19 protein-coding genes are annotated in these 24830 nt (G+C 61.2%); 6 read left to right on the top strand and 13 right to left on the bottom strand.

Annotation, left to right across the window (positions count from 1 at the left end; genetic code table 11):
- Positions 1-90: 90 nt before the first annotated feature.
- The 3 genes from DQN55_RS10000 to DQN55_RS09990 are packed head-to-tail and all read left to right on the top strand — an operon-like array spanning position 91 to position 5578.
- Positions 91-1335, top strand: coding sequence for an exonuclease SbcCD subunit D C-terminal domain-containing protein (locus DQN55_RS10000; RefSeq protein ID WP_048380326.1), 1245 nt, complete (start codon positions 91-93; stop codon positions 1333-1335).
- Positions 1332-4973: an AAA family ATPase gene (locus DQN55_RS09995; protein WP_048380329.1), complete on the top strand. Its 3642-nt coding sequence runs from the start codon at positions 1332-1334 to the stop codon at positions 4971-4973. Before DQN55_RS10000 ends, DQN55_RS09995 begins: the two co-directional genes overlap by 4 nt.
- Positions 4970-5578 (top strand): glutathione S-transferase, encoded by a 609-nt coding sequence (locus DQN55_RS09990; RefSeq protein WP_048380330.1) that lies wholly within the window; start codon positions 4970-4972, stop codon positions 5576-5578. Before DQN55_RS09995 ends, DQN55_RS09990 begins: the two co-directional genes overlap by 4 nt.
- 51 nt (positions 5579-5629) lie before the next feature.
- Here the strand turns inward: DQN55_RS09990 and DQN55_RS09985 are convergent, their stop codons facing one another.
- Together DQN55_RS09985 and DQN55_RS09980 are read right to left on the bottom strand one after the other, a co-directional pair.
- A complete protein-coding gene (locus tag DQN55_RS09985; protein ID WP_048380332.1) occupies positions 5630-6169 on the bottom strand; it encodes a cytochrome b in 540 nt (179 codons plus the stop codon).
- Complete coding sequence (locus DQN55_RS09980) at positions 6166-7248, bottom strand: catalase family peroxidase (protein WP_048380334.1); 1083 nt, start codon at positions 7246-7248, stop codon at positions 6166-6168. Before DQN55_RS09980 ends, DQN55_RS09985 begins: the two co-directional genes overlap by 4 nt.
- 185 nt (positions 7249-7433) lie before the next feature.
- Between DQN55_RS09980 and DQN55_RS09975 the strand changes: the two genes are divergently transcribed.
- Complete coding sequence (locus DQN55_RS09975) at positions 7434-7943, top strand: RNA polymerase sigma factor (RefSeq protein ID WP_048380336.1); 510 nt, start codon at positions 7434-7436, stop codon at positions 7941-7943.
- The gene (locus DQN55_RS09970) at positions 7940-8704 is read left to right on the top strand and encodes an anti-sigma factor family protein (RefSeq protein WP_048380338.1); all 765 of its coding nucleotides are present in this window, start codon (positions 7940-7942) and stop codon (positions 8702-8704) included. Before DQN55_RS09975 ends, DQN55_RS09970 begins: the two co-directional genes overlap by 4 nt.
- 12 nt (positions 8705-8716) lie before the next feature.
- Here DQN55_RS09970 and DQN55_RS09965 read toward each other — a convergent pair whose 3' ends face one another.
- The 9 genes from DQN55_RS09965 to DQN55_RS09925 form a co-directional block, all read right to left on the bottom strand.
- The gene (locus DQN55_RS09965; RefSeq protein ID WP_048380676.1) at positions 8717-8896 is read right to left on the bottom strand and encodes a hypothetical protein; all 180 of its coding nucleotides are present in this window, start codon (positions 8894-8896) and stop codon (positions 8717-8719) included.
- A gap of 141 nt (positions 8897-9037) precedes the next feature.
- The gene (locus DQN55_RS09960) at positions 9038-10210 is read right to left on the bottom strand and encodes a lactonase family protein (protein WP_082150732.1); all 1173 of its coding nucleotides are present in this window, start codon (positions 10208-10210) and stop codon (positions 9038-9040) included.
- Positions 10200-10499, bottom strand: a complete 300-nt coding sequence (locus DQN55_RS09955) for a DUF5629 family protein (RefSeq protein WP_048380340.1) — start codon at positions 10497-10499, stop codon at positions 10200-10202. The genes DQN55_RS09960 and DQN55_RS09955 overlap by 11 nt, the downstream gene beginning before the upstream one ends.
- A 73-nt stretch (positions 10500-10572) precedes the next feature.
- Positions 10573-15306, bottom strand: coding sequence for a dermonecrotic toxin domain-containing protein (locus DQN55_RS09950; protein WP_048380342.1), 4734 nt, complete (start codon positions 15304-15306; stop codon positions 10573-10575).
- A 113-nt stretch (positions 15307-15419) separates the two neighbouring features.
- Positions 15420-16385 (bottom strand): 2-hydroxyacid dehydrogenase, encoded by a 966-nt coding sequence (locus DQN55_RS09945; protein WP_048380344.1) that lies wholly within the window; start codon positions 16383-16385, stop codon positions 15420-15422.
- A 20-nt stretch (positions 16386-16405) separates the two neighbouring features.
- A complete protein-coding gene (locus tag DQN55_RS09940) occupies positions 16406-17722 on the bottom strand; it encodes an MFS transporter (protein WP_048380346.1) in 1317 nt (438 codons plus the stop codon).
- Positions 17723-17820: 98 nt separating this feature from the next.
- Entirely contained in the window at positions 17821-19404 is a 1584-nt protein-coding gene (locus DQN55_RS09935) for an aldehyde dehydrogenase (NADP(+)) (RefSeq protein WP_048380348.1), read from the bottom strand.
- Between the two features lie 13 nt (positions 19405-19417).
- Complete coding sequence (araD1, locus tag DQN55_RS09930; protein ID WP_048380349.1) at positions 19418-20410, bottom strand: AraD1 family protein; 993 nt, start codon at positions 20408-20410, stop codon at positions 19418-19420.
- Between the two features lie 121 nt (positions 20411-20531).
- Entirely contained in the window at positions 20532-21854 is a 1323-nt protein-coding gene (locus DQN55_RS09925) for an MFS transporter (RefSeq protein WP_048380351.1), read from the bottom strand.
- Between the two features lie 190 nt (positions 21855-22044).
- Here DQN55_RS09925 and DQN55_RS09920 point away from each other — a divergent pair, with 190 nt between their 5' ends.
- Positions 22045-23781 carry an IlvD/Edd family dehydratase gene (locus DQN55_RS09920; RefSeq protein ID WP_048380352.1) on the top strand — a complete coding sequence of 579 codons (1737 nt, stop codon included), beginning with the start codon at positions 22045-22047 and terminating at the stop codon, positions 23779-23781.
- Positions 23782-23826: 45 nt separating this feature from the next.
- Here the strand turns inward: DQN55_RS09920 and DQN55_RS09915 are convergent, their stop codons facing one another.
- Together DQN55_RS09915 and DQN55_RS09910 are read right to left on the bottom strand one after the other, a co-directional pair.
- Positions 23827-24306, bottom strand: coding sequence for a hypothetical protein (locus DQN55_RS09915; protein WP_053070904.1), 480 nt, complete (start codon positions 24304-24306; stop codon positions 23827-23829).
- Positions 24303-24809 carry an Hcp family type VI secretion system effector gene (locus DQN55_RS09910; protein WP_048380354.1) on the bottom strand — a complete coding sequence of 169 codons (507 nt, stop codon included), beginning with the start codon at positions 24807-24809 and terminating at the stop codon, positions 24303-24305. The genes DQN55_RS09915 and DQN55_RS09910 overlap by 4 nt, the downstream gene beginning before the upstream one ends.
- Positions 24810-24830: the final 21 nt, after the last annotated feature.

Below are 24830 nucleotides of genomic sequence, written 5' to 3'. Positions count from 1 at the left end.
ACCTCCCCCTGTAGGAGCGAGCTTGCTCGCGATGCACACAACGCGGCGTAATGCTTACGCCGCAGCGAGCCTTTTTAAACGGATTCTGTTATGCGCCTGTTTCACACTTCCGATTGGCACCTGGGGCAAAACCTCCACGGCCAGGAACGCGATTTTGAACACGCTTGCTTTTTAACCTGGCTGCTCGCCCGACTGGCCAGCGACCACCCTGACGTTCTATTGATTGCCGGTGACATCTTCGACACCGTCAACCCGCCGGTCAAAGCCCAGGAACGGCTCTACGACTTCATCGTCAGCGCCCATGAACAACACCCCGAACTGACCATCGTCATGATCGCCGGCAATCACGACTCCGGCTCGCGGATTGAACTCCCCGCGCCGTTGATGCGCCGTCTGCGAACCCACGCCCTGGGCCGGGTCCTGTGGCTCGACGATGGCCAGCTGGATGCCGAGCGGCTGCTGATCCCGTTGCCCGATGCGACCGGCAATATCGCGGCCTGGTGCCTGGCGCTGCCTTTTCTGCGGCCGGCAGAAGTGACCGGTGCCCACCTGGGCGACGACTACCTGCGGGGCATCGGCCACGTGCATGAACGGCTGATCGAAGCCGCCAATGCCAAGCGCAAGCCCGGACAAGCCCTGGTCGCCATCAGCCATGCGCACATGGCCGGCGGTTCGGTCTCGGAAGACTCCGAGCGCAGCCTGATCATCGGTAACGCCGAAGCCCTGCCCGCCAGCCTGTTTGGCCCAAGCCTCAGCTATGTTGCGCTGGGCCATCTGCACAAGCCGCAACGGGTCAACAGCGAAGACCGGATCCGTTACTGCGGCTCCCCTATCCCGCTGTCATTTTCGGAAATCAGCTACCCGCATCAGATCCTCGATGTGCAGCTCGAAGGGGAAACCCTGGTCAGCGTCACTCCCCGACTGATCCCGCGCGCCGTCAACCTGCAGCGCGTGGGCCCGGCGCCGCTGGCCGAGATCCTCGCCCAACTGGCCGATCTGCCGAATATCGACTTGCTGGCCGATATTCAGCGCCAGCCCTGGCTCGAAGTACGGGTCACGCTTGACGAGCCGCAGCCCGACTTGCGCCAGCAGATCGAAACCGCCTTGCAGGGCAAGTCGGTGCGTCTGGTGCGCATCTCCGCCGAGTATGCCGGTAACGGCAGCCGGGCCGGCGATGAGGACGCCAGCCGTCTGATCGAGCTCGACCAGCTCACCCCCCAGGAGCTGTTCAGCCGCGCCTGGCAGGAAAACTACGGCAGCGAAGCCGACGAGCAAACTCTCAAAGACTTTGCGGTGTTGCTGCAAGAAGTACAGCAGGAAGGTGAACAGCCATGAAAATCCTCGCCATTCGCCTGAAAAACCTGGCATCGCTGGCCGGACCTTTTGAGCTGGACTTCACCGCCGAACCCTTGGCCAGCGCCGGCCTGTTTGCGATTACCGGGCCCACCGGCGCTGGCAAAAGCACCTTGCTCGATGCGCTGTGCCTGGCGCTGTTTGGTGCCGTGCCACGCCTCAACAACACCGGGCGCGATGCCAAGGTGCCGGATGCCGACGGTGAAATCGCCACCGGCGACCCGCGCACCCTGCTGCGTCGGGGGACGGGCGAGGGTTATGCCGAGGTCGACTTTCTGGGCATCGATGGCCGTCGTTACCGTGCCCGCTGGGAAACCAACCGCGCCCGCGAAAAAGCCACCGGCAAACTGCAGGCCAGCCGCCAGAGCCTGCGCGACCTGGACAGCGATCAACTGCTGGCCAGCCAGAAAGGCGATTACAAGCTCCAGCTGGAGGCGCGCCTGGGCTTGAACTTCGAGCAGTTCACCCGCGCCGTGATGCTGGCCCAAAGCGAATTCAGTGCGTTCCTCAAGGCCGATGACAACGAGCGCAGCGAGCTGCTGGAAAAGCTCACCGATACCGCGCTCTACACACGCCTGGGCAAGCGTGCCTTCGACAAGGCCAAAGAGGCCCGCGACGCCCATAAACAGCTGCAAGACCAGGCCGTCGGCGTCACCCCGCTGACGCCCAAGGCCAGAGCCGAGCTGGATCAGGCGTTTGAAGCGGCCCAGCAGCAACTCAAGACCCAACAGGGCCAGCTCAAACAGCTGGAGCAGCAACACACCTGGCTCAAAACCCTGCGCGAACTGCAAGAACAGCAACACAGTGCCGCCGAGCAGTTGCAACAGGCCCAGGCCCACTGGGAAGCGCAGGCCGCCCAGCGCCAGACCCTGCACTGGCTGGAACAACTAGCTCCGCAACGCCATCAGTTTGCCCGACTGGCTGAACTGCACAGCCAATTGACGCCACTGGCCGAGCAGATCGCTGCGCACCTGCAGCAGCAAACCGGGCTCAGCCAGCAACAGGCCGTGCTGCAGCAAACCCTGCAAGCGGCGCAAGAAGCGGCAACCCGGGCGCAGACCGAACAACGCGAGAACACCCCCCGCTTGCAACAGGCCCATCTTGAGCAGGCCAACCTGCTGCGCCTGAGCCAGGCCCTTGGCGAGCAGCAAGCCCTGCAGCAACAAGCCGAGCAGGCGTGCGCCGAAGGCCGGCAGGCGCTGAATACACTGCTTGAACGCCAGCAACACAGTGCAGAACACCTGGCGCACATTGCCACCCGCCTCGAACACAGCAACGAACTCGCTCCCCTGGCCAGCGCCTGGGAGGGCTACCGCCCACAGCTACAAAAACTGGTTCAGTTGAGCAACACCCTGAGCAAGGGCCGTGACGAGCTACCCGTTCTTGAGCAACGTGCCCAGCTTGCCGCACAGCAGCTGACCGACGTGCGCAACAGCCTGGAAATCCTGTTCCAGGAAGCCGGGGCCGAGCCACAGGCGGTCAACGAGCAAATCCAGACCCTGGGCAGCCTGCTCGATGAAAGCCGCAAGCAGCAGCGCGACTTCGAAGATTTGCAGCGCTTGTGCCACAGCCAGCAGGCGCTCGATACCCGCCTGCATGAACTGCAAGCCAAGCAGCACAGCGTACAGCTCGAACGCGACCGTCTCAGCCAGCAAGGGATTCAGACCAAAACCGAACTGGCCCAGGCCGAACAAACCCTGGACGTCACCCGCCAACTGCTGGAACGCCAGCGTCTGGCACGCAGCGCCAGTGTCGAAGAACTGCGCGGGCAATTGCAGGATGACCAGCCGTGCCCGGTGTGTGGCAGCCACGAGCATCCTTATCATCAGCCCGAGGCGTTGTTGCAGAGCCTGAGCCGCCACGACGAGCAGGAAGAAGCCAACGCCCGCAGCATGGTTGAAGGGCTCAAGGAAACCCTGGTCCAGCTGCGTGAAAAAGTCGGTGGCCTGATCGCCCGGCAGAAGGAGTTTTTGCTCCAGCAAGAACGTATCCATCAAGAGCAAGAGGCCCTGACCCCAAGCCTTGAAGCTCACCCGCACTGCCCGCAATGGCAGGCACAAGAGCCGGCCAGGCGCGAACAGTGGCTGAGCCAACGCCTCAGCCAGCTGCAACAGAGCATCAACCAGGATCAGCAGCGCCAGAACACCCTGCTCGCCCTGCAAAAAGAAGCGGCCCACCTGCAGCAGCACCTGCAGCGCTGCACCGAAGCCAGCCAGCTCGCCAGTCAGCAACTAAACGCGCAGCTAGAACACATCAACGCCGACACCTTGCGCCTTGAGGGTGAGCTGGCCGACTTTGCCAGCCTGCTGCCCGCTGCAACCCTGATGGCGCTGCGCGACAACCCGTCGGCCTGCTTTATGGCCCTCGACCAGCAAGTGGCTGATCGCCTGGCGCAACTCGATCAGCAGCGCGACGAACAGACCGAGCAGACTGAACGCGCTGGCAACATCGAGCGTGAACAGTATCAACACGCCAATCGCAGCAAAGAACTGGAAGCCCTGCAACGCAGCGTTGAGGCCCTGACCGTGCAACAACAGGCCAGCGAGCACAGCCTGCGGGACTTGTTGGGTGACCATGTCAGCGCCGAGGCGTGGCAGCAACAGCTGGAACAGGCGCTGGAGCAGGCCCGGAGCGCGCAGCTTCAGGCCAGCGAAGCCTTGCAAGCCACCGGCAACCAGTTGATTGAGCTGGCCGCCGAACTCAAGGCACAACAGGCGCGCCTGCAGGCAGTGCAGCACGAGCACGGCACCCTGAGTGCCCAGCTCGAACACTGGCGTGAACAGCATCGCGAGCTGGATGAAGCGCGGCTGCAGCAACTGCTGGCGTATGACGACGCACATCTGCGCGACCTGCGCCAGCAATTGCAAAGCAGCGAAAAAGCCGTGGAGCAGGCCCGGGTTCTGGTGCAGGAGCGCGAGCAGCGCCTGGGCCAGCATCAGGCGCAAGCCAATGGCAATCTCGACGCTGTTGCACTGGACACCGCCCTCGACGAGCTGCACACACAGCTGGAGGCCAGTGAACAGCGCTGCGCCGAGCTGCGCGCGCAACAGAGTGAAGATCAGCGGCGCCAGGAAGCCAATCAGGCACTGGCGCAGCGTATCGCCCAGGCATACGAACAATGGCAGCGCTGGGCCCGGCTCAATGCATTGATCGGCTCGGCCACCGGCGACACGTTCCGCAAGATTGCCCAGGCTTACAACCTCGACCTGCTGGTGCATCACGCCAACGCACAGCTGCGCCAGCTGGTCCGGCGTTATCGCCTCAAACGTGGCGGCAGCATGCTCGGTTTGCTGGTCATGGACACCGAGATGGGCGATGAGCTGCGTTCGGTGCACTCTTTGTCAGGCGGGGAAACCTTCCTCGTGTCACTGGCGCTGGCCCTCGGCCTGGCCTCAATGGCGTCCAGTACACTGAAAATCGAATCGCTGTTCATTGATGAAGGCTTTGGCAGCCTTGATCCCGAATCGCTGCAATTGGCGATGGACGCTCTGGACGGATTGCAGGCCCAGGGCCGCAAGGTCGGGGTCATCTCCCACGTCCAGGAAATGCACGAACGCATACCGGTGCAGATCCAGGTCCGGCGTCAGGGCAATGGCTTGAGCACCGTGGAGGTTAAATGACCGGGCATGTGCTGTATTCCTTCCGCCGCTGCCCGTACGCGATGCGGGCGCGCATGGCCTTGCGCTACAGCGGGGTGCCGCTGTCGATCATCGAGGTCAGCCTTAAAGCCAAGCCGGCCGAGATGCTCGCCTGCTCCCCCAAAGGCACCGTACCGGTACTGGTCTGCGCTGATGGCCAGGTAATTGAGCAAAGCCTGGAGATCATGCACTGGGCGCTCGACCACGCTGATCCGGATAACTGGCAACAGACGGGTAACATGGCCAACCGGCAATTGATCGCAGCGCTGATCGAGGAGAACGACACCGTTTTCAAGGCCCGGCTGGATCGCTACAAGTACGCCATACGCTACCCGGAGCGCCCGATGGAAGCTTATCGGGCCGAAGGGGCGGAGTTTCTGCAGCGACTGGAAAGCCTGCTGGAACAGAACGCCTGCCTGGTAGCGTCGAACCTCAGTCTGGCCGACATGGCATTGGCGCCGTTCGTGCGCCAGTTTGCCCATGTTGACCGGCAATGGTTTGAACAGACGCCCTATCCATTACTCAAGCAGTGGCTCGAACGTTTTCTTAACTCTGCATTGTTTATCGGGGTGATGGCTAAAGGCTGATCCGCCGCCCCGCCAGCGCGTGCGCGCGTCGGCGGGGCAGATGTTGCGGCCTCAGTCCTTGCCCCGCAGCATGCTTTCCAGTACGCCGTCGCGGCGAACCCAGCCGTGCAGCAATGCCGCAGCGATGTGCAGCAACACCGTAAAGAACAGCAAATAGGCCAAGTAGGTATGGGCCTTGCGCAGGAAGGCGAAGAGCTCGGGATTGGCCGGCATGATCCCGGGCAATTGCAATGAACGGCCAAGCATCACCGGATCCCCTGCCGCCGAAATCATTGCCCAGCCCACGATTGGCATCAGCAACATCAAGGCGTACAGCAACACGTGCGACATCCTGGCCGCCAGCACCTGTACAGCAGGCAAGTCAGCCGGCAACGGCGGTTGCCGGGTCGAGAAACGCACAACGAGCCGGATCACCACCAGCAGCAAAATGGCGATGCCCAAGGGTTTGTGCAGGTTCAACAGCCAGGCATGCCGTTCGGATACGGAAGCAACCATCCCCGCCCCCACAAACAGCATCGTCATGATCATCAAGGCCATCAGCCAGTGCAGCAGGCGCGCCAAAGGTGCGAAATGCGAAGTGGGTGTATTCATGGCCGTGTCTCCCGGGGCAATTGATCGACTTCAGCGGTACGCCGTTGGTAAGAGCTGGCGTAAGCCGCCGAACGGGCAGCGATCAAAGGATCGTCCGAGGCCTCGATGCCGCTGGGCAAGATCAGCGGGTCGTAGTTGATGTCACGGCATTCGCCGCTGTCCTGCGACTCGGCCTGTTGCAGCACCAGGGTCCCCGCAGTGACCACTTTGCGCCCCGCGGGCCAGGTTTTACTGGCGTCACCGATCGGGTCGCCCGCCTCAGCCAGCGTCAGCTTCAGTTGCCATTTCAACGGCCCGCTGGACAAGCGTTGAGTCAAATCCTGCGCGAGGTAATTCCCATCGTTCGCTGCCGTGGCCGGGCCAGTGTCCGTTGCCTCGGGGACAACGCCCCAGCGCACCGCCTGACGTTGCCCCGCAGCATTGACCAGATAGAACGCGTTGATCCCGTTGTAGCCTTCGGTGGCAAAGCTGGCCGAGGGTTTCGCGGTTTTGACCCATTGCAGGAACGCTGCCGTTTCCGGATGAGCGGCAAAAAAATCGGCCATGGCACCGGGTTTGGGTTTCCCTGTCGCCGGGTCGGGAGCCCCCGCTTGCAGCATTTGATAGAACGCTTGAGGCGTGGCCACCGGAAAAACCGGCATGCTGTTCATGCCAGTTCGCCATTGCTGGCCATTGCCCTGGGTAAAGCGCAAGGCCAGGCTGCGGATCGGCACGCTGCTGTCAGGCGCGTAAGGATTACCGCCGGGCAAGGCAAAGCGCCCCACCACCGGCGTCCGCCCGGCCTCGAACAGCTGTGCCCGTGACAGACCTTGTGCCTCACCGTTACTCTCGAAATAACCTACGACACAGATGCCCTTGGCGTGATTACGCCGAAAACCCGGGTGTACGCCACTGTTCTGCTCCAGCGCATTCACCAGGTTGTCAGGGCGCAAGCGCTGTGAATCCAGGGTGCCGTTGACGTAATAAAACGCCCCGGCGATGGCGGCGACTACGCCCCCGATGCCAGCCAGGCGCAGCAGCACACTGGACTTACTCAACGGGGGTGCACCGGGCCGTACAGGCGGCAATTGATCTACCATGCATAACTCCGAGGCCACGGGGCCATCAGGTGGGTGGTCTATGAGACGCAGGCCAATCAGGCTTATTCCCGTGAGCGGAGAATTATTTATCAAACTTTTATTTTCATCTGCGTGGGAATAACTCTTGATCCCGGACGTCCTCCTCGCACTCCCCCGATTGATGGGTCACTGTGTGCAGGTCCCCGATGAACTCATTTGACGCGCAACTGCGCGAACTGATGCCGCGCCTGCGACGGTTTGCGCTCTCATTGACGCGTCATTCCAGTAACGCCGACGATCTGGTGCAAGCCTGTCTGGAACGTGCGCTGGGCACCGCTGCCGGCAAGCGGCCCGAAGGCGACTTGCGGGCCTGGCTGTTTACCATTCTGTATCGACAGTTCATCGACACCCATCGCCGGTCCCGGCGTTATGCACGCATGCTTGAATTCTTTACCGGCCGCGAAGACACCGCCCAGCCATCCACCGAGCGCACGGTGATTGCGCAATCGACGCTGGCCGCGTTCGAACAACTGAGCCCTGAACAACGGGCGTTGATGCTATGGGTCAGCGTCGAGGGTTTGAGCTACCAGGAAGTGGCCGAGATTCTCGAGGTGCCCATTGGCACTGTCATGTCGCGCTTGTCCCGTGCCCGCCAAGCCTTGCGCCTGCTCAGCGAAGGTGAAATCACCCGCCCTGCCCTGCGGAGACTTAAATGATCACCACCCCACCCAGCGAACGCGATCTGCATGCCTATGTCGATCATGCGCTGAACGAAACCGAGCGTCAGCAGATCGACCTTTACCTGCAGGCCCACCCCGAAGTAGCCGCACGGGTTCACGCCTGGCAGCAAGATGCCCAGGCATTGCGCACCGCGTTGCAGGCCTCCCTGCAGCAGCCCTCCAACCCGGCACTCGACCCGGCGGCCATACGCCAACGGATCCAGCACCGGACACGCCAGCACTGGGCCAGCGTTGCATTATTGGTCCTGGCGGTGGGTATTGGTGGGCTGGGCGGCTGGCAGGCGCGGCAAATGACGCTGGGGGCTGAACCCTTGGCCAGCAGCGCCTTGCCCATGACCGATGCCCTGGTGGCGCATCGCATGTTTGCTCAAGAGGGCTTTTTACCGGCCGACTACAGTGGGCAACAGAAAAATGATGTGCAGGACTGGGTTGATCGTTATTTCAGGCAGGCCGAACGCTTGCCGGACTTGAGCGCAGCCGGGTTTCAGCCCGTCAGTTGCCGTTTGCTCGCAACCGATCAGGGGGCAGCCGCCATGGTGATGTACGAAGATGGGCAAGGACAGCGCATCAGTTTCTATATCCGCCCGCCCGGCCCCCACAACACGCTCCTGGCGAAAGGCAGTCGTCGGCAGGGGGATTTGCAAGCGCTCTACTGGTCGGGCCCGGGCTACAACTACGCGATGGTCGGTACTACGGACGCCCCGACCACCCGGTTGCTGAACACCCTCAGGTTCTGAGCCGCTCCGGCATCAGGTCCGGGACTTGTGATCCAGCGCGGCATAGAAGTTCGCGCTTTGTTGCAGGTATTTGGGGGTGTAGCTGTGGCTGACGGTTTTAGTGTCTCTGACGACCCCGCTGGCATTGGCCGGAAGGGCTACAGTGGCGGAGATGGCGGAAGCGGCAATCACGGAGAAAAGATTGAAGTTCATGCGCGTAACCCTCGACGATTCAGTTGGCTTGCCTGCCTTTGCAGGCCGTGAAACCAACTTAACGCCAAGGGTCATCGCACAAAAATTCATTGCAGCACTAGCGTCTATCAGCGCCATTGATAGACGGCTGCACGCCCGGTGTTACGGGCGATTGATGAATTTCACATCCGACGGTGCGTCCATCGGCAGCTTTTGCAGGGTCTTGCCCAGCTTGCCAGTGCTGCGGTCGCGCTCCAGTACCACGATCTCATTGCTCATCTGGTTGGCAATCAGCAGGAACTTGCCATTGGGGCTCAAGGCAAACTCACGCGGGTGATCACCTTCAACCGAACGGCGCTGGACCTCGGTCAGCTCGCCATTACCGGGATTGATCGCGAACACCAGAATTTCATTGGCCTTGCCGCGGTTGCTGACATACAGGAACTTACCATCCGGCGCCGCATGCACGGCGCCGGCTGCACGATGTGGCGCAGGCTTGCCCTGCGCCAGTTCAACTACCTGGCGCTGTTTGAGCTGCCCGTCGGCATAATCGAACACAAACACCTGAGCACTCATTTCAGTGGTCAGGTAAGCGTGCTTGCCGTCTGCCGAGAACAACAGATGGCGCGGACCGCTGCCCGCAGGCAGTTCGACTGCCGCGGGCTCCGCGGCTACCAGCGGGTGCTCGGGGTTGGCCGCCGGGTCATAGCGATAGGCGAAAACCTTGTCTGCACCCAGGTCGCTGGCAAAGACAAACTTGCCGTCTGGCGCCGGGACGACCGAGTGCACATGGGCCGATGCCTGGCGCTCCGGGTTGACCCGACTCGCTGAATGGCTGCTCATCTGGGTCACGGGTTGCAACTGGCCTTCGGCATTGATCGGCAACACCGCAAGGCTGCCGCCCGGATCGGCGTGCACACTGTAGTTGGCCACGAACAGGTAGCGTTCGTCAGTGCTCAGGCTGGAGTGTGTGGGCTCTTCGCCCAGGGTTTTGACCTGATTGACCAGAGTCAGCTGATTGGATTTGGGATCGATGGCAATACTGCTGACACGACCGACAACATCCGCCTGCCCCTTGCCGTTCTCATTGACCACAAACAACCGCTGCTGGTCTTTGGAAAGCGTCAGCCACGACGGGTTGGCCGCCTTGAACACCTGCAACGGTTCAGGGGTGAGCTTGCCGCTGTCGCTGTCAAACTGCAGGCGGTAAATACCCTGGCTCTTGCCTTGGGTGTACGAGCCGACCAGCAGTTCGACTTCGTCATTGGACGCGGCCTGCGCCGACATTGCGCCGACGCTCGAGGCCATCAGCAGGGGCAACCATTTAAGCTTCATCAGCGACCTCGGATTCATCGTCATCATTGTTTGCGCTCACGGCGCTGAGGCAAACCAGGCGATGTTCACCCGAGTCACCGGTGAGGGTCCAGCTTTGCAACGTCTCATCAAACACCGCGGCATCGACCTGTGCCGCGGTGAACTGCCAGCGTTTTTCGGCACGTCCGTCCATGCACTTGATGAGCAATTGCACATCATCCAGAGAAAAGTCCCAGGCGTGCAGCCCGTCAATCACCAGCATGTCACTGGTTTCAAGGGCTGCGCGCAGGGTCTGGTTTGAATCGCTCATTAATCAATCACCTGTTGGAAAGGTGCAATGATAGGTCAATTTCATGTTTGAACCCATGTCCGGCGATGAGGGATCAGTCGCTCAAGGACAAAAAGCGCCTGGCCAGCATCCTGGCGCTGATTTTGCCGTAATGCACCCGCTCGGCTTTCACCCCCGGCCTGGCCTTGGCATCCAGGCTGGCCTGGCTGACCCTGCGCTGGGACTTGAGTTTGAAATGCGCGACGTTCGGGGTGTCTGCCGGGTCCGTCAGGCTGTGGTAATGCACATGGGCGTACCACTGAACCTGCCCGAGCCGGTTACGAATCTCATATTCCTGGACAAAGTCCTGACGCTCCCCTTGCATCTGGATCCTGGGCCCCGTCTTGACGATATGCACCTCGCCCTTTTCCAGCAGATACTCGACCACAGGCTCGGTGGGCGGCAACGACTTGAGAATCCACAGCGCCTGTTCACGCAGTTTGCGCGCCCCCTCGCGCAAGCGCTTGTGCAACGATTGAGGCGTGCCGGGCCGGGGTTTGTCCTGCACCGGTTCGAGTTCAAAGCCGGCCTCGATTTCGCGGCTCAGCGCATCCAGCTTCAGCGCTTCGCGCTCAAGGATTTCTTCCAGCTCCAAGGCAAACCTGGAGTGCCTGGCGTAACCCCTGACCCGCTGAATCTTCTCGTCGACCTTGCCCAGCAGCTCATTGCAGCGGTTTCTGATGGTGGCCAGCGGCCGCGCCGTACCCGCCTCGACGGGACGCTCTACAGCCTCCCAACGGTCAGCTTCCGACTGCCTGAAGGTCAGGGTCGGCAAGCCTGACTCCGCAGTCCCGGGCTGCGTCTGCGTGCTGCCGGCCGCCGGCTCGCCCACATCGACAATCAACGGCTCACGTTCTGAGGCTCGCGCCCTGGCGACACCAATCAAAATCCCTTGCTTGCGCGTGCGGATGATCCTTTTTGAACCCTGGCTTTTGCGCGATGGCCGAGGTTGCTCGGGCAGCCATTGGTTTTCCAGGCGGGCTTCTTCTGCCAGTTGCTGTTCGAGCCGGGTAACGAGTTGCTCCAGCACCCCCATGAGACGCTGGTAATCGGCCGGATTCAGCTGATCGCCCAGCTCCATGTTCAAAATGCTCAACGCGTCCTGGGCCCCGGCGTATCGCTGGCCAATGTCTTCGAGTACCTCCATGCGCTCGTCGTGGCTGAACAGTTCTGTGTCGACCAGTTCAGCGTGGGCACTGGCCGTGTAGGTCAACGGGGAAATGATATCGGCCAGGTTGTGCCAGGTTTCGCTGAACACGGTCTTGGGGGTGAGGTCCAGCAGCAGCCCGAGCTGCAGGTTGAGGAAGTCGATGTCCGAAGTACGTCGCACGGCACCATCATCGCGCGAGCTGGTGGCGGCGGATGTTTCCAGTTCGCGGGCCAGCCGGTGCCCTACCCGCGGCACCCCGCGCATGGCTTCGAGGTTGCGGGTTTGCGCCTGAAAATCGTTGAAGAAGGTCTGCTGGTGAGCCAGCAACGCACGTTTGAAGGTGATATAGCGTTCGGCATCCACCGTACTCATCTCTTTATGCTCGACTACGGCAAACTCCGGGTACAGGCTCTTGATGCCTTGTATCAACTGGGTCTGCACATACAACAGGTCGACCGAATGCCTGAACAGCAGGTTATAGAAGCGGCTGAGCACCACATGATCATTGGGGCGTGGCTGCAAGGCATGGCGCTCGATGAAATGATCGAGCTCCACCTGGTATTCGGCACTGGCCTTTTCCACCAGGGTGCGTAAACGCTTGAGCCGCAGGGTTTTCTCCAGGTAGGAAAAGCGCTGGCTGGCTTCCCCTTGGAGCGCCTCGTACAGCCTGAGGCGCTCATCGGTCAGCTGCTGGAACAACTCGGATTCACGCTCGCCCAAGGCGGCGAAAGCGGCATCCAGCTCCTTGATCCGCTGCTTGCGCTGCTCGGCCCGCGCCTGTGCCTCCTGGCGTTTTTTCGGGCCGCCGCCGCGCAACCTCAGACCCGTATCGAAGTCCCAGTTTCCGTCTGCGTCATGCCGCAGCCACGGGCCGGTATCCCGCTCATCCTGCGGGCTGACCACCACTACCCCATCGTCCTCCAGTGATACCTGATAACTGAAACCTCTGACTAGGGCATGCCACTTGCCATTGACCACATACAACCCCCGGTAAGGGCCGTATGCCACAGGCAATGCCGGGCCGAGTGCCGAGCCGCGATTACGGTCCAGCCAGGTGAGTTGAAATTCGCTGAAGTCGATGCGCGGGGTGCTGAACCAGGAGAAATCCAGCTCGGTGTGTTGATTGCCGACCGCCACTCCGGGGAAATAAACCGCACCCTCGCTGACCGCCAGCGCTGCAGGTGCCGGCTCATCATCTGGGGCACGCAGTGGAGGCCCTGCGTCGACAGGGATCAAGGGGGCCAACGACTCATCCGCGACCTGTTCGCAGGCCGGTGTTTGTGTACCCATTTGCCCGCCATGCAACAGCACCACGGCGATGTTGAACAGCACATCGATGATCGCCGGGGCCTTGAGCCGCTCATCATCGCCGCGCAAGGCCGCGATGTCGTTTTTCAGCGCGGACACGGTTAACAGCAGCCAGCCGAAGATGGCAACCGGGCCCCGGATCAAGGGCAACACGGTGTTCAACAGAAGCCAGCCGCCTTGCTTGAGGGTGGCCCAACGGCTCTCGGCATTGGACACCGATTGTCGGTCTGCCAGTTGCACCAGGGTCATTGCGCTCTCCCTGAACAGATCATGTTCGAAATGCCGGTGCAGGGGTTGCGCGAACAACAATGCGCTGCTCGCCGTCAAATGATTCGACGGGTTCATCACACCCTGGGCGTACACGCTCTTGAGATCGCCCGGCAGCCATTCCAGTACGCTGTCGCGTAATTCCCCTGCCTGTATCAGGCCTTGCACCAGGGCCAGGGCCGAAGGGAACTCAATGAGCATCTCCTTGAGCAAAGGCCGGTACAGCACGCAAGGCCCTTCAAGATCATCGACGGGCCCGATCACATACATATTGCGCACGAAGTCCGGCACCGAGCGCGGCGTCTGCACCAGCCCCAGGGCCCGTATTCCCACGCGCTGACCGTCAAGCAGGCGGGCTGCAGGGTCTCGCTGCATCAGGGCCGCCAGGCAGCGGTAACCCCATTGCGTGATCGAACCCCGGCCCTGGAGCTTCATCTCCAGGGCCCGCATCGGCAGCGTCACGCGCAGCTGCTCGGCGTACAGCACCTCCCGGCGCTGTGCCTCCTGAGGATCATCCAGCAACCATTGCTTGATCAGGGCCGGGTACGCCTCACCGATGTTCACGCGCTGGATCAGTGACTTGATGTACTCAGGGGTCAGCCACCAGTCCTGTATCAACTGATTGCGGGTATGACGCAAGGTCATGCGCGCGCTCGGAAAACCGATCAGATTTTCCAGGGCCAGTTCGGTCAGGCTGTAAGTCCGGGTCTGCACAGTACCGATGGTGCCCAAGGGGCCTGATGCCACCTTGAATTGCAGTTCGATTTCGTCCGGGTCATAACCCGGAGCCTGGGGCTGGTCCTCGCGCATCTGCCGATGCAGGGCCTGTGCCGCATAGGTGTGGAGATCCGGAATGCCTTCATTGAAGGTTCGGCCGCGGGCATGGCGGGTGACGTCCGCCAGGGCGATCACATGGCGTCGGTAAGCGGCCCGATCTGTCTGACTGGCGTGCTTCAGCCAGTCCGGCAACGCATTGAACACCGGCAGCAGATGCCCGGAGGGCGCGGCCTGGAAAGTCTCGAAGAGTGAGACCGGGTCGGTGACGGCACGCACATGCCGTTCGAGCCGGGCCAGGCTCCGGCCGTCTCCCGGCATGGCTTGGCGGATCGCCGCAAGCGCTTCCAGCTGGGTGTTGAGCACGATCATGGCCTGGACGTGCAGCGCATCGACCATCGGCTCAAAGCGCTTGCAGGTCACGGCATCAATCACATAGCGCTGGTTGAGTTCATGACCCAACTGACGGGTCAGGGCCTCCACCGTCGCAAAGGCCGTTATCTGCCCTGAAGGCGTGCACCGCAACAGCTGTTCGCTGCCGTTGCGGGAATAAGACACCAGCAGATCCGCCACCGCGTGGCGATGCAACCATTTACCGGACCTGACCTCCAGCTGGGCAAAATACACCCGGGGCTGTTCGCTCGGCGCATACCCCTGAAGCCGGTCAACCAGTACCGGGTAATTCAGCACTTTGCGCACGGCCTCGATCTGTTCAGGATCAAGCCCGGCGGTGGTATTGACCGCTACCCGGAGGTTGTCGGCCAAAAACACCTGAAGCCAGTGCACCCGGCTCCGGTAGCCCGTCACCGGTTGATTCCAGTAAGCAATCAGTGCCTCCTGGAAGGCTCGGGGCCATTGCCGCTGGACGTCGCGCATCGACATTTCGACGGCCCGCATGGACGCCAGGGACGCCAGGGACGCCAGGGACGCCCAGCTGCCCGCAGGCGTTGCGCCTTCGGCCAGCAGCGCCAAAAAGCATTGCTCAGGTTCGTAGTACCCGTAATTCAGCGGCGTGCCCAGTGCAATATGCTCAAGCATGGCGTCGAGCAGCAAGCGGTAACGCGGTGGGGTCAGGGGCTGTTCGGCGGCGTCGATGGTCCAGACGATGTACACGCGGTCCAGATCCAGCGGGCTGCCCGGGTCGGGCAGTGTCTTTTTCAGGGCGCCGTTCAACTGCTCGCTGACCACGTGGTACAGCGTGGGGCGCGTGGCAAATTGCCGGGTGAGGGTTTGTCGCAGCAGGTCGGAGCGGTCAAAGACCGGCGCAGGTACAACAGCAGGTGTGGTCATCGGGCGTTTACTTCCAGGGGCACGGGATCGACACGGGACGTGCCGATCACAAACCCCCATCTAAAAGTAAACACACCGGCTGCCTGCGGTAGCCGGTTATCACCGCGCTGGGCTTACACCACGCAGTCAGGCGGCAGATGCCCGAGCAGTGCGTATTTCAGGTTGTCGGCCGCCGTGCGCGCCATCAGTTCCCGGGCTTCGACGGTAGCCGAGCCGATGTGCGGCAGTGCCAGCACCTGTTTCAACGCCAGTAGCGGTGAGTCGGCCGGCAACGGCTCCCGGGCGAACACATCGAGCCCCGCAGCCCGGATACTGCCACGTTGCAACACATCGATCAGCGCGGCCTCGTCCACCACCGGCCCGCGTGAGACATTGAGAAAGATGGTCTGCGGTCGCATCAATGCAAATTCAGGCGCGCCAATGAGCTGGCGGGTCTTGTCCGACAGCGGTACGCAGACGCAGATGAAGTCAGCCTCGGCCAGCAGTTGCTGCAGCTCCACCCGTTGCGCACCCAGTGTTTGCTCCAGGTGCGGCTTGTCGCTCTGGCCGCTGTAAAGGATCGACATGCCAAAACCAAAATGCCCGCGCCGGGCGATGGCCGCGCCAATCCGGCCCAACCCGATGATCCCCAGCCGCTTGCCGTGTACATCGGTGCCAAACAGCGATTCAGGAATGTTTTTTTCCTGCCAGTGCCCCTGCCGCACCAGATCGGCCATTTCCAGCGCACGGCGTGCCGCCATCATCAACAACAGAAAGGCCGTGTCGGCGGTGGTTTCGGTGACTGCATCCGGGGTGTTGGTCAGGCGAATGCCGCGTTCACGCAGGTAATCGAGATCGTAGTTGTCGTAACCGGCTGAAACGCTGGCAATGACTTTCAGCTTCGGTGCTCGCTCCAGCAGGCTGCGATCCAGCTTGAGGCTGGCCCCCATCATGGCCTCGGCGTCGCTCAAGGCAGCAAAGAAGCGGGTTTCATCCGCCCCCAGGGGGTCCGGGCAGTAGGTCACGTTGCACAGCGTATCGAGCTCGGCCATCACCGCTGGCGAGGACACACGGCTGAAAATCAACAGATTGGGTTTCATGTTCTCTCCGATTGAATCGCTCATGGCTTGACCCGGTAGTAGCGGGCCGGGATACCCCAGATCACCAGCGCGGTGGCCAGCACACATACTGCACTCAGCACATACAGGGCCGGTGTGGCGCTGCCACTCTGGTCTTTGATCCAGCCCACCATGAACGGCCCGACCACCCCGCCCAACTGGCCCAGGGAGTTGATCAGGGCAATCCCTGCTGCGGCCGCCAGACCGGTAAGAAAGCGCGGCGGGATCGTCCAGAAAATCGGCATCCAGGCAATGATCCCGGTCATCACCATGCTCATGCCGACCATCAACGGCAACAGTTGACCCGGGAACCAGGCGCACAGCAGATAGCCGGCAGCCGTCAGCAACGCACAACCGGCCATGTGCCAACGCCGCTCGCCGCGCTTGTCAGAGCTGTTGCCGATCAACAGATTGCCCACGGCCGCAATCAGATAAGGGACCATCGTCAACAAACCAATGTCAAAGGTGTCCGCGACGCCAGCGCTTTTGATCAACTGCGGCATCCAGAACAGCAAACCGGTCAGGGCCATCACCAGGCACAGGTAAATGGCCGACATCACGTAGGTCGTCGGTTGCTTCCAGACGTCGGCAAAACGGCTGGAAGACTCCGGTTTGGGTTCGCTGGCCATGCGCGCCAGCAGCACCTGTTTTTCTTCTGCCGAAAGCCATGGCGCATCTTCAATCTTGTCACTCAGCAGCCACAGCACGACAAAGCCCAGCAGCACCGATGGCAAGCCTTCCAGCAAGAACAGCCATTTCCACCCCGCCATGCCGTACAGCCCGTCAAAGTGCCCGAGGATGAAGCCGGCCAGCGGGCCACCGACGATCCCGCACAGGCAGATGGAACTCTTGAAATAGGCATTGACCCGGGCCCGGCGGTTACCGGGATACCACTGGGTAAAGAAGTACAGCACCCCCGGGACGAAACCGGCCTCCATCACCCCGATCAGAAACCGCAGGGTGTAGAACCAGAATTCACTTTGCACAAACATCATGCACGCCGAGGTAATGCCCCAGGTCACCATGATCCGGGCGATCCACACCCGCGCGCCGATCTTGTGCAGCAAGATATTGCTCGGCACTTCAAACAGGAAATAGCCGACAAAAAACAGGCTGGCACCCAGGCCATACACGGTTTCGCTGAACCCCAGATCACTTTGCATCTGCAATTTGGCGAAACTGATATTGACCCGGTCCAGGTAGGCAAACAGAAAACACACGATAAACAGCGGAATGATCCGCCAGTTCACTTTTCGATACAGCGCATCGTCCAGCGATTGGGCGTGCGATTGCACGGCCGTGAGGGTTTCAGCAGTCATGGCTCACCTGTTGATTATTGTTTTAAGGCGTTGCACAGCGCATATAGGAGCGCCTGCCGCTGCCTTCCCCGGGCAGCGGCAGGTTTCAGGCGTGGCGATCAGCCAAGCGTGCGGTCAGAGATCTGGCCATCGATCAAACGTTGAATACCCAGCGGGTTGGCGTTTTTCAATGCGTCTGGCAGCAGGCTGTCGGGGTAGTTCTGGAAGCACACCGGACGCAGAAAGCGATCGATCGCCAACGTCCCGACCGAAGTGCCCCGTGCATCGGAGGTCGCCGGGTATGGACCGCCATGGACCATCGAATCACACACTTCTACACCGGTCGGGTAACCGTTGAGCAGGATGCGACCGACCTTTTGCTCCAGCAGCGGGGTCAATTCGCTGAACTGTTCGAAATCGGCCATCTCGCCAATCAGCGTCGCGGTGAGTTGACCGTGCAGACCGTGGATCGCAGCACTCAGTTGCGCCTGGTCCGCCACTTCGATGACCACGGTGGTCGGCCCGAAGACTTCTTCCTGCAGCACTTCGTCACCCTCAAGCAACAGGCTGACATCGGCCTTGAACAGCTGCGGCTGGGCCTGATTGCCCTGCTGCGCGGTGCCGGCCACATGCTCGATGCCCTTATGGGCAAGCAATTTGTCCAGGCCTTTGACGTAGCTGCGCAAGGTGCCGGCGTTGAGCATGGTTTGTGCCGACTGCTCGTTGATCTGTCCCGCCAGTTGCTCGATAAAAGCGCTGAAGGCCGCTGAGCGTACGCCGATCACCAGGCCCGGGTTGGTGCAGAACTGACCACAGCCTTGCACCACCGAAGCAGCCAGTTCACGGGCAATGGTTGCGCTGCGTGCGGCCAGGGCCTGAGGCAGGACGATGACCGGGTTGATGCTCGACATCTCGGCAAATACCGGAATCGGCTGTGGGCGTGCCGCGGCCATGTCGCACAAGGCGCGTCCGCCCTGCAACGAACCAGTGAAGCCCACGGCCTGGATTGCCGGGTGCTTGACCAGTGCTTCACCGACGCCTGAACCGTAAATCATGTTGAAGACACCGGCCGGCATGCCCGTGCGCTCGGCGGCGCGGATCAGCGCGTCCGCGACCCACTCGGCTGTGGCCATGTGTCCGCTGTGCGCCTTGAACACCACCGGGCAGCCGGCGGCCAGTGCCGAGGCGGTATCGCCACCTGCAGTGGAAAACGCCAACGGGAAATTGCTGGCTCCGAAGACGGCAACCGGGCCCAGGCCAATACGGTACTGACGCAGATCCGGGCGTGGCAGCGGAGCGCGGTCAGGCAGAGCCTGGTCAATCCGCGCGCCATAAAAGTCACCCCGGCGCAGCACCTTGGCGAACAGGCGCATTTGCCCGCTGGTACGTCCGCGCTCACCCTGAATGCGGCCTGCCGGCAGTGCGGTTTCGCGGCACACAATGGCGACGAACTCATCGCCCAGTGCATCCAGTTCATCTGCGATGGCCTCCAGAAACTCGGCGCGACGCTCTGCACTCAAGGCGCGGAAGGCTGGGTAGGCGCTGGCGGCGGCGCGCGCAGCGCGATCGACTTCGCCGAGGGTGGCCTGGTGAAAATCATGGACTAGGGTTTCACCGGTGCTGGCATCAACGCTTTTTACGATGACGCTGCCTTCGGCGCTGCGCTGACCGCCGATGTAGTTGTGGCCGAGGATCTGAGTCATGGGTGCTGTCCTTTTAAAGTGTACCGATAGAGCCGGGTTCGAATACGGCGGCAACAGGCTCAATGCCATTGATCAATGGCGCGCCGAATTCGGCCTGGCTGATTTCAAAACGGTCGCCCGGTCGGGTACGAATGCCGTCACCGAATGACAGGGTCGCGGTGCCGAAAAAGTGGATGTGCACATCGCCCGGACGCAGGAACTGGCTGTATTTGAAGTGGTGGTATTCGAGGTTTTCCAGGCTGTGGCACATGTTGGCTTCACCACTGAGGAATTCGTTTTCCCACAGCACTTCGCCGTCACGGATGATCCGGCTGCTGCCAGCCAGATGTTGCGGCAATTCACCGACCCGCAGTTCCGGGCCGAACGAGCAACTGCGCAGTTTGGAATGTGCGAGGTACAGGTAATTCTTGCGCTCCATCACGTGGTCGGAGAACTCGTTGCCCACCGCAAACCCCAGGCGATACGGTTTGCCGTCATGGCCGATGACATACAGGCCGCCGATTTCCGGTTCTTCGCCGGCATCTTCGGCAAACGGAGGCAACGGGAATGCAGCGCCCGGGCGTACGACGATGCTGCCATCGCCTTTGTAGAACCACTCGGGTTGTACCCCCGGCTGTCCCGCCGCTGGCTTACCGCCCTCCACACCCCATTTGAAGATGCGCATGGTGTCCGTCAGGGTGGCTTCGTCGCCCGCCTGCTGGTGCATTTTGTCGCGGGCCGACGCGCTGCCCAAGTGGGTCAGGCCTGTACCGCTGATCAACATGTGCGCCGGATCCGGGTGATCCAGTGGCGGCAGAATGCGCAACTCGGCCAGCAATTGCGGGTAGTCGTGGCTGGCACCCAGCCCTTGGGAGTCGACTTGCTGCGCCAGGCTTATGCCCGCGTCAATCGCCGCCAGCGCCAGATCGCGGACGCTGGTTGCAGCCTGTACTTCACGCACCAGAGTGCCATCGACCAGACCGACGCGGCGCTCGCCGCTGTTCAATTCAAACTGTACTAAACGCATATTGAGTCTCACTTGTGCCGCGTCGTTCACGACACGGGGATCTACACATCGTCAAGGACTGGCCGCAGGCTGCGCTTTGAACCGGCAAAGATCGCAGCCTTCGGCGTTGGGTCCCTATGCTTTATGGATGGGTGGCCGGCTGGGCGCTGGCGGCGAACTCGCTCTGCTTGAGCGCGTGCTTGCGCTCCAGCAAGCGATACACCACGCCTGTGAGGATCAGGCCAAACACCATGACGCCTGACAGGAAGTACAGGCCCGAGGCCAGGTTGCCGGTGTATTCCTTGAGCGCGCCGATCACGAACGGACCGATATAACCGCCCAGGTTGCCCACCGAGTTGATCAAGGCAATCCCGGCCGCGGCACTGGCGCCGGCAAAGAAACGTCCCGGCAGGGTCCAGAAAATCGCCGTGCAGGAAAACAAGGCAAACGCCACCAGACACAAGGCTGCCAGTTGCAGGACCGGCACCGTCAGCCAGGCGCTGAAGAACAGGCCGATGGCGCCCAGCACATAGAGCAGCGCCAAATGGCCATAACGGTCATTCAGACGATCGGAACTGCGGGGGATGATCAGCAAACCGATGATGCCGAAGATGTAAGGCACCGATGACACAAAGCCGGTGGTCAGGTCACTGCCGCCAAACTGTTTGATCAGCGTCGGCAACCACAGGCCCAGGCCATAGATGCTCAATGTCACCGGCAGGTAGAACAGCGCCAGCAGCAATACGCGCTTGTCTTTCAGGGCGTGCAACGGGTTGCCGTGACGGGTCTGGCCAAAGGTTTTCAAGTCTTTTTCCAGCTCGCCCACCAGCCAGTCCTTCTCGCGCTGGTCCATCCATTTGACCTGTTGCGGGCCATCCGGCAGGTAGCGCAGCACCGGCCATGTCAGCAGGATCGCCGGCATGCCGATAACGATGAACAGCCACTGCCAGCCATGCAGGCCGAGCACGCCGTCCATGCCCAGCAGACCACCGGACACGGGGCCGGTAATCATCATGGCGATGGGTTGCGAAAGGATGAACAGCCCCAGAATCTTGCCGCGATGGCGCACCGGAAACCATTGGGTGATGTAGTAGAGGACGCCCGGGAAGAAGCCTGCTTCAGCGACGCCTAGCAAAAAGCGCATCACATAAAAGCTGTGCGGGCCCTGCACGAAGGCCATGCCGATGGTGATGCTGCCCCAGGTGATCATGATCCGGGCGAACCAGCGACGGGCGCCAAAGCGCTCAAGCATCAGGTTGCTGGGGATCTCCATCAGGAAGTAACCGATGAAAAACAACCCCGCACCCAGGCCATAGGCTGCATCACCAATACCAATGTCGGCGCCCATGTGCAGCTTGGCAAAGCCCACGGCAGAACGGTCTACATAAGCAATCAGGTACAGCAGGATCAGAAACGGTATGAGTTTGAATGTAATGCGACGAATAAGCCCGAGTTCCTGGCTCATGAGACGGTCTCCCATTGTTTTTGTTATGGCACCTCTGGAGTGACCTCAGGCGGGGAAACGCCAGGATCAGCTCTCAGTTGGAAGCGACTATATAGTAATACTATTTACCCAACAACTCTTCCATCGAAGCAGATTTGAGGATAACTTAGGCGCATCGAAACCAATTAGTCATACAATAAGAGAAACCGCCATGTCTGATAAAACCCCTCCACTGCGTTCCGCCCAATGGTTTGGCAGCGCAGATAAAAACGGTTTTATGTACCGCAGCTGGATGAAGAACCAAGGCATTGCCGACCATCAGTTCCAGGGCAAGCCGATCATCGGCATCTGCAACACCTGGTCGGAACTCACCCCGTGCAACGCGCATTTCCGCACGATTGCCGAACACGTTAAACGCGGTGTGATTGAAGCTGGCGGCTTCCCTGTGGAATTCCCGGTGTTTTCCAATGGCGAGTCGAACCTGCGCCCGACTGCCATGTTGACCCGCAACCTGGCCAGCATGGATGTAGAAGAAGCGATCCGCGGCAACCCGATTGATGGTGTTGTACTGCTGACCGGTTGCGACAAAACCACCCCGGCCTTGTTGATGGGCGCCGCCAGCTGTGATGTACCGGCCATCGTCGTCACCGGCGGGCCGATGCTCAACGGCAAGCATAAAGGCAAGGACATCGGCGCCGGGACGATCGTCTGGCAGATGCACGAGTCCTACAAGGCCGGCGCCATCAGCCTCGATGAATTCCTGTCGGCTGAAGCCGGCATGTCGCGTTCGGCAGGTACCTGCAACACCATGGGCACGGCCTCCACCATGGCCTGCATGGCTGAAGCACTGGGCACTTCGTTGCCGCACAACGCTGCGATTCCGGCCGTGGATTCGCGCCGTTACGTGCTCGCCCACATGTCCGGCATGCGCGCCGTAGAAATGGTTCGCGAAGACTTGCGCCTGTCCAAAGTGCTGACCAAGGAAGCCTTTGAAAACGCCATTCGGGTCAATGCTGCGATTGGCGGCTCGACCAACGCCGTGATCCACCTCAAGGCCATCGCCGGCCGTATCGGGGTTGATCTGGAGCTCGACGACTGGACCCGTATCGGCCGCGGCACTCCGACGCTGGTCGACCTGCAGCCTTCGGGGCGCTTCCTGATGGAAGAGTTCTACTACGCCGGTGGCCTGCCGGCGGTTCTGCGCCGCCTGGGTGAGAACAACCTGATCCCGCACCCGAACGCCTTGACCGTCAACGGCCAAAGCCTGTGGGAGAACGTGAAGAATTCGCCTATTTATGGCGACGACGAAGTCATCCGCGCCATCGAGAACCCGCTGGTGGCTGACGGCGGCATTTGCGTCCTGCGCGGCAACCTCGCCCCCCTGGGTGCCGTGCTCAAACCGTCAGCCGCCACCCCGGCGCTGATGAAACACCGTGGCCGCGCGGTGGTCTTTGAAAACTTCGACATGTACAAAGCGCGGATCAACGACCCTGAGCTGGACGTCACCGCCGACTCGATCCTGGTCATGAAGAACTGCGGGCCCAAAGGCTACCCGGGCATGGCCGAGGTCGGCAACATGGGCCTGCCCGCCAAACTTCTGGCTCAGGGCGTGACCGACATGGTGCGGATCTCGGATGCGCGCATGAGCGGTACGGCCTACGGCACCGTGGTTCTGCACGTAGCGCCGGAAGCCGCTGCCGGCGGTCCCTTGGCCGCCGTGCAAGAAGGTGACTGGATTGAACTGGACTGCGCCAGCGGGCGTCTGCACCTGGACATTTCCGATGCCGAACTGGCTGCACGCCTGGCCGATATCGAGCCGCCGCAAAAACTGTTGATCGGTGGCTACCGCCAGCTGTACATCGATCACGTGATGCAAGCTGACCAAGGCTGTGATTTTGACTTCCTGGTCGGTTGCCGCGGCTCAGAAGTGCCGCGTCACTCGCACTGATCGGTTGAAAGCACGCTATCGCTGACTGACCCGGCCCGAGCCGGGTCAGTTCGCAAAGAGCCGCAATTCGATATTCGCGCCCTTGCCGGGCTCGGGCAGATGGGTAATCCCCAATCCGTCGGTCCTGCGACGCCCCTGCTCCCCCTCCACCGTGGTGACACACCGCCGATTGACCAGCCACTCAGCAGTTTCACTGTCTACCACCCGCACTACCCGGACTGCTTTTTCAGGCTGAGGCGGCGGCGAATGGATCAAGGCCATGGCACGCTGCTCGCGCATGGACGGTTCGAACTGGCCCCAATCGAAGCAATACACTTCGGGCTTGAGCAACAACCACTCTCCACTCTCGACCTGCTGCAGTGCCTCACCCCCAAGGTGGAGCCTCAGAAAGCGCCCGGGCTGGCCCGGACTTTCAATGAGCGGCCCCAACCCTGACTGCTGCCGGATCCAGGTCATGGCCTCCTGACTGGAAAAAGCCTGCTGACGCTCCCGCGACGAGGCGTACCGGGCACTGATCAGCTTCATCCCAGACGTTCTCCCTGCCAAATATCCCAACCTGAGGTGCCGGCAATTTCGTGCTGCCAGGTGATGGACTCGTAGGCAAAGTGCACGGTTTCCAACTGGGTGAAATGCGCGGTCTCCATGTTCTGGCAATGCGGCATGCTCAGGTCGACACCAATGATCACCGCCCGTTTCAGCCTCATGGTGTAGAAGTGCTCCTGAGTCGCGCTGCCTGAGGTGCGGTACCACTTCACTTCGCACAGGGTGAGTTCTTCGCCGGTGCACAATGCGGTATTGATCAACGGTGACGATTTGTCGATCACCTTGGTGATGATCAACGGCTTATGCATGCGCTGCCCCGACTGAGCCCCCCCGGGAACCACAATCCCATGACTGAGCGCTTGCACCAGAATCTCGTCCTCCCGGCCCTGCTGCCAGGCATTGCCGACCGACTCTCGAGCCAGTGCACCACTGCTGATCAAACCCTGTGTAACGCCAATGATCTTCAAATAAGCGGGTGTGGGCATAGCAAAACTCCGTTCATGCTT

Source organism: Pseudomonas taetrolens (genome assembly GCF_900475285.1).
GTDB lineage: Bacteria > Pseudomonadota > Gammaproteobacteria > Pseudomonadales > Pseudomonadaceae > Aquipseudomonas > Aquipseudomonas taetrolens.
Note: the sequence above shows the minus strand (reverse complement) of the source record. Positions and strands in the feature narration are given on the sequence as shown.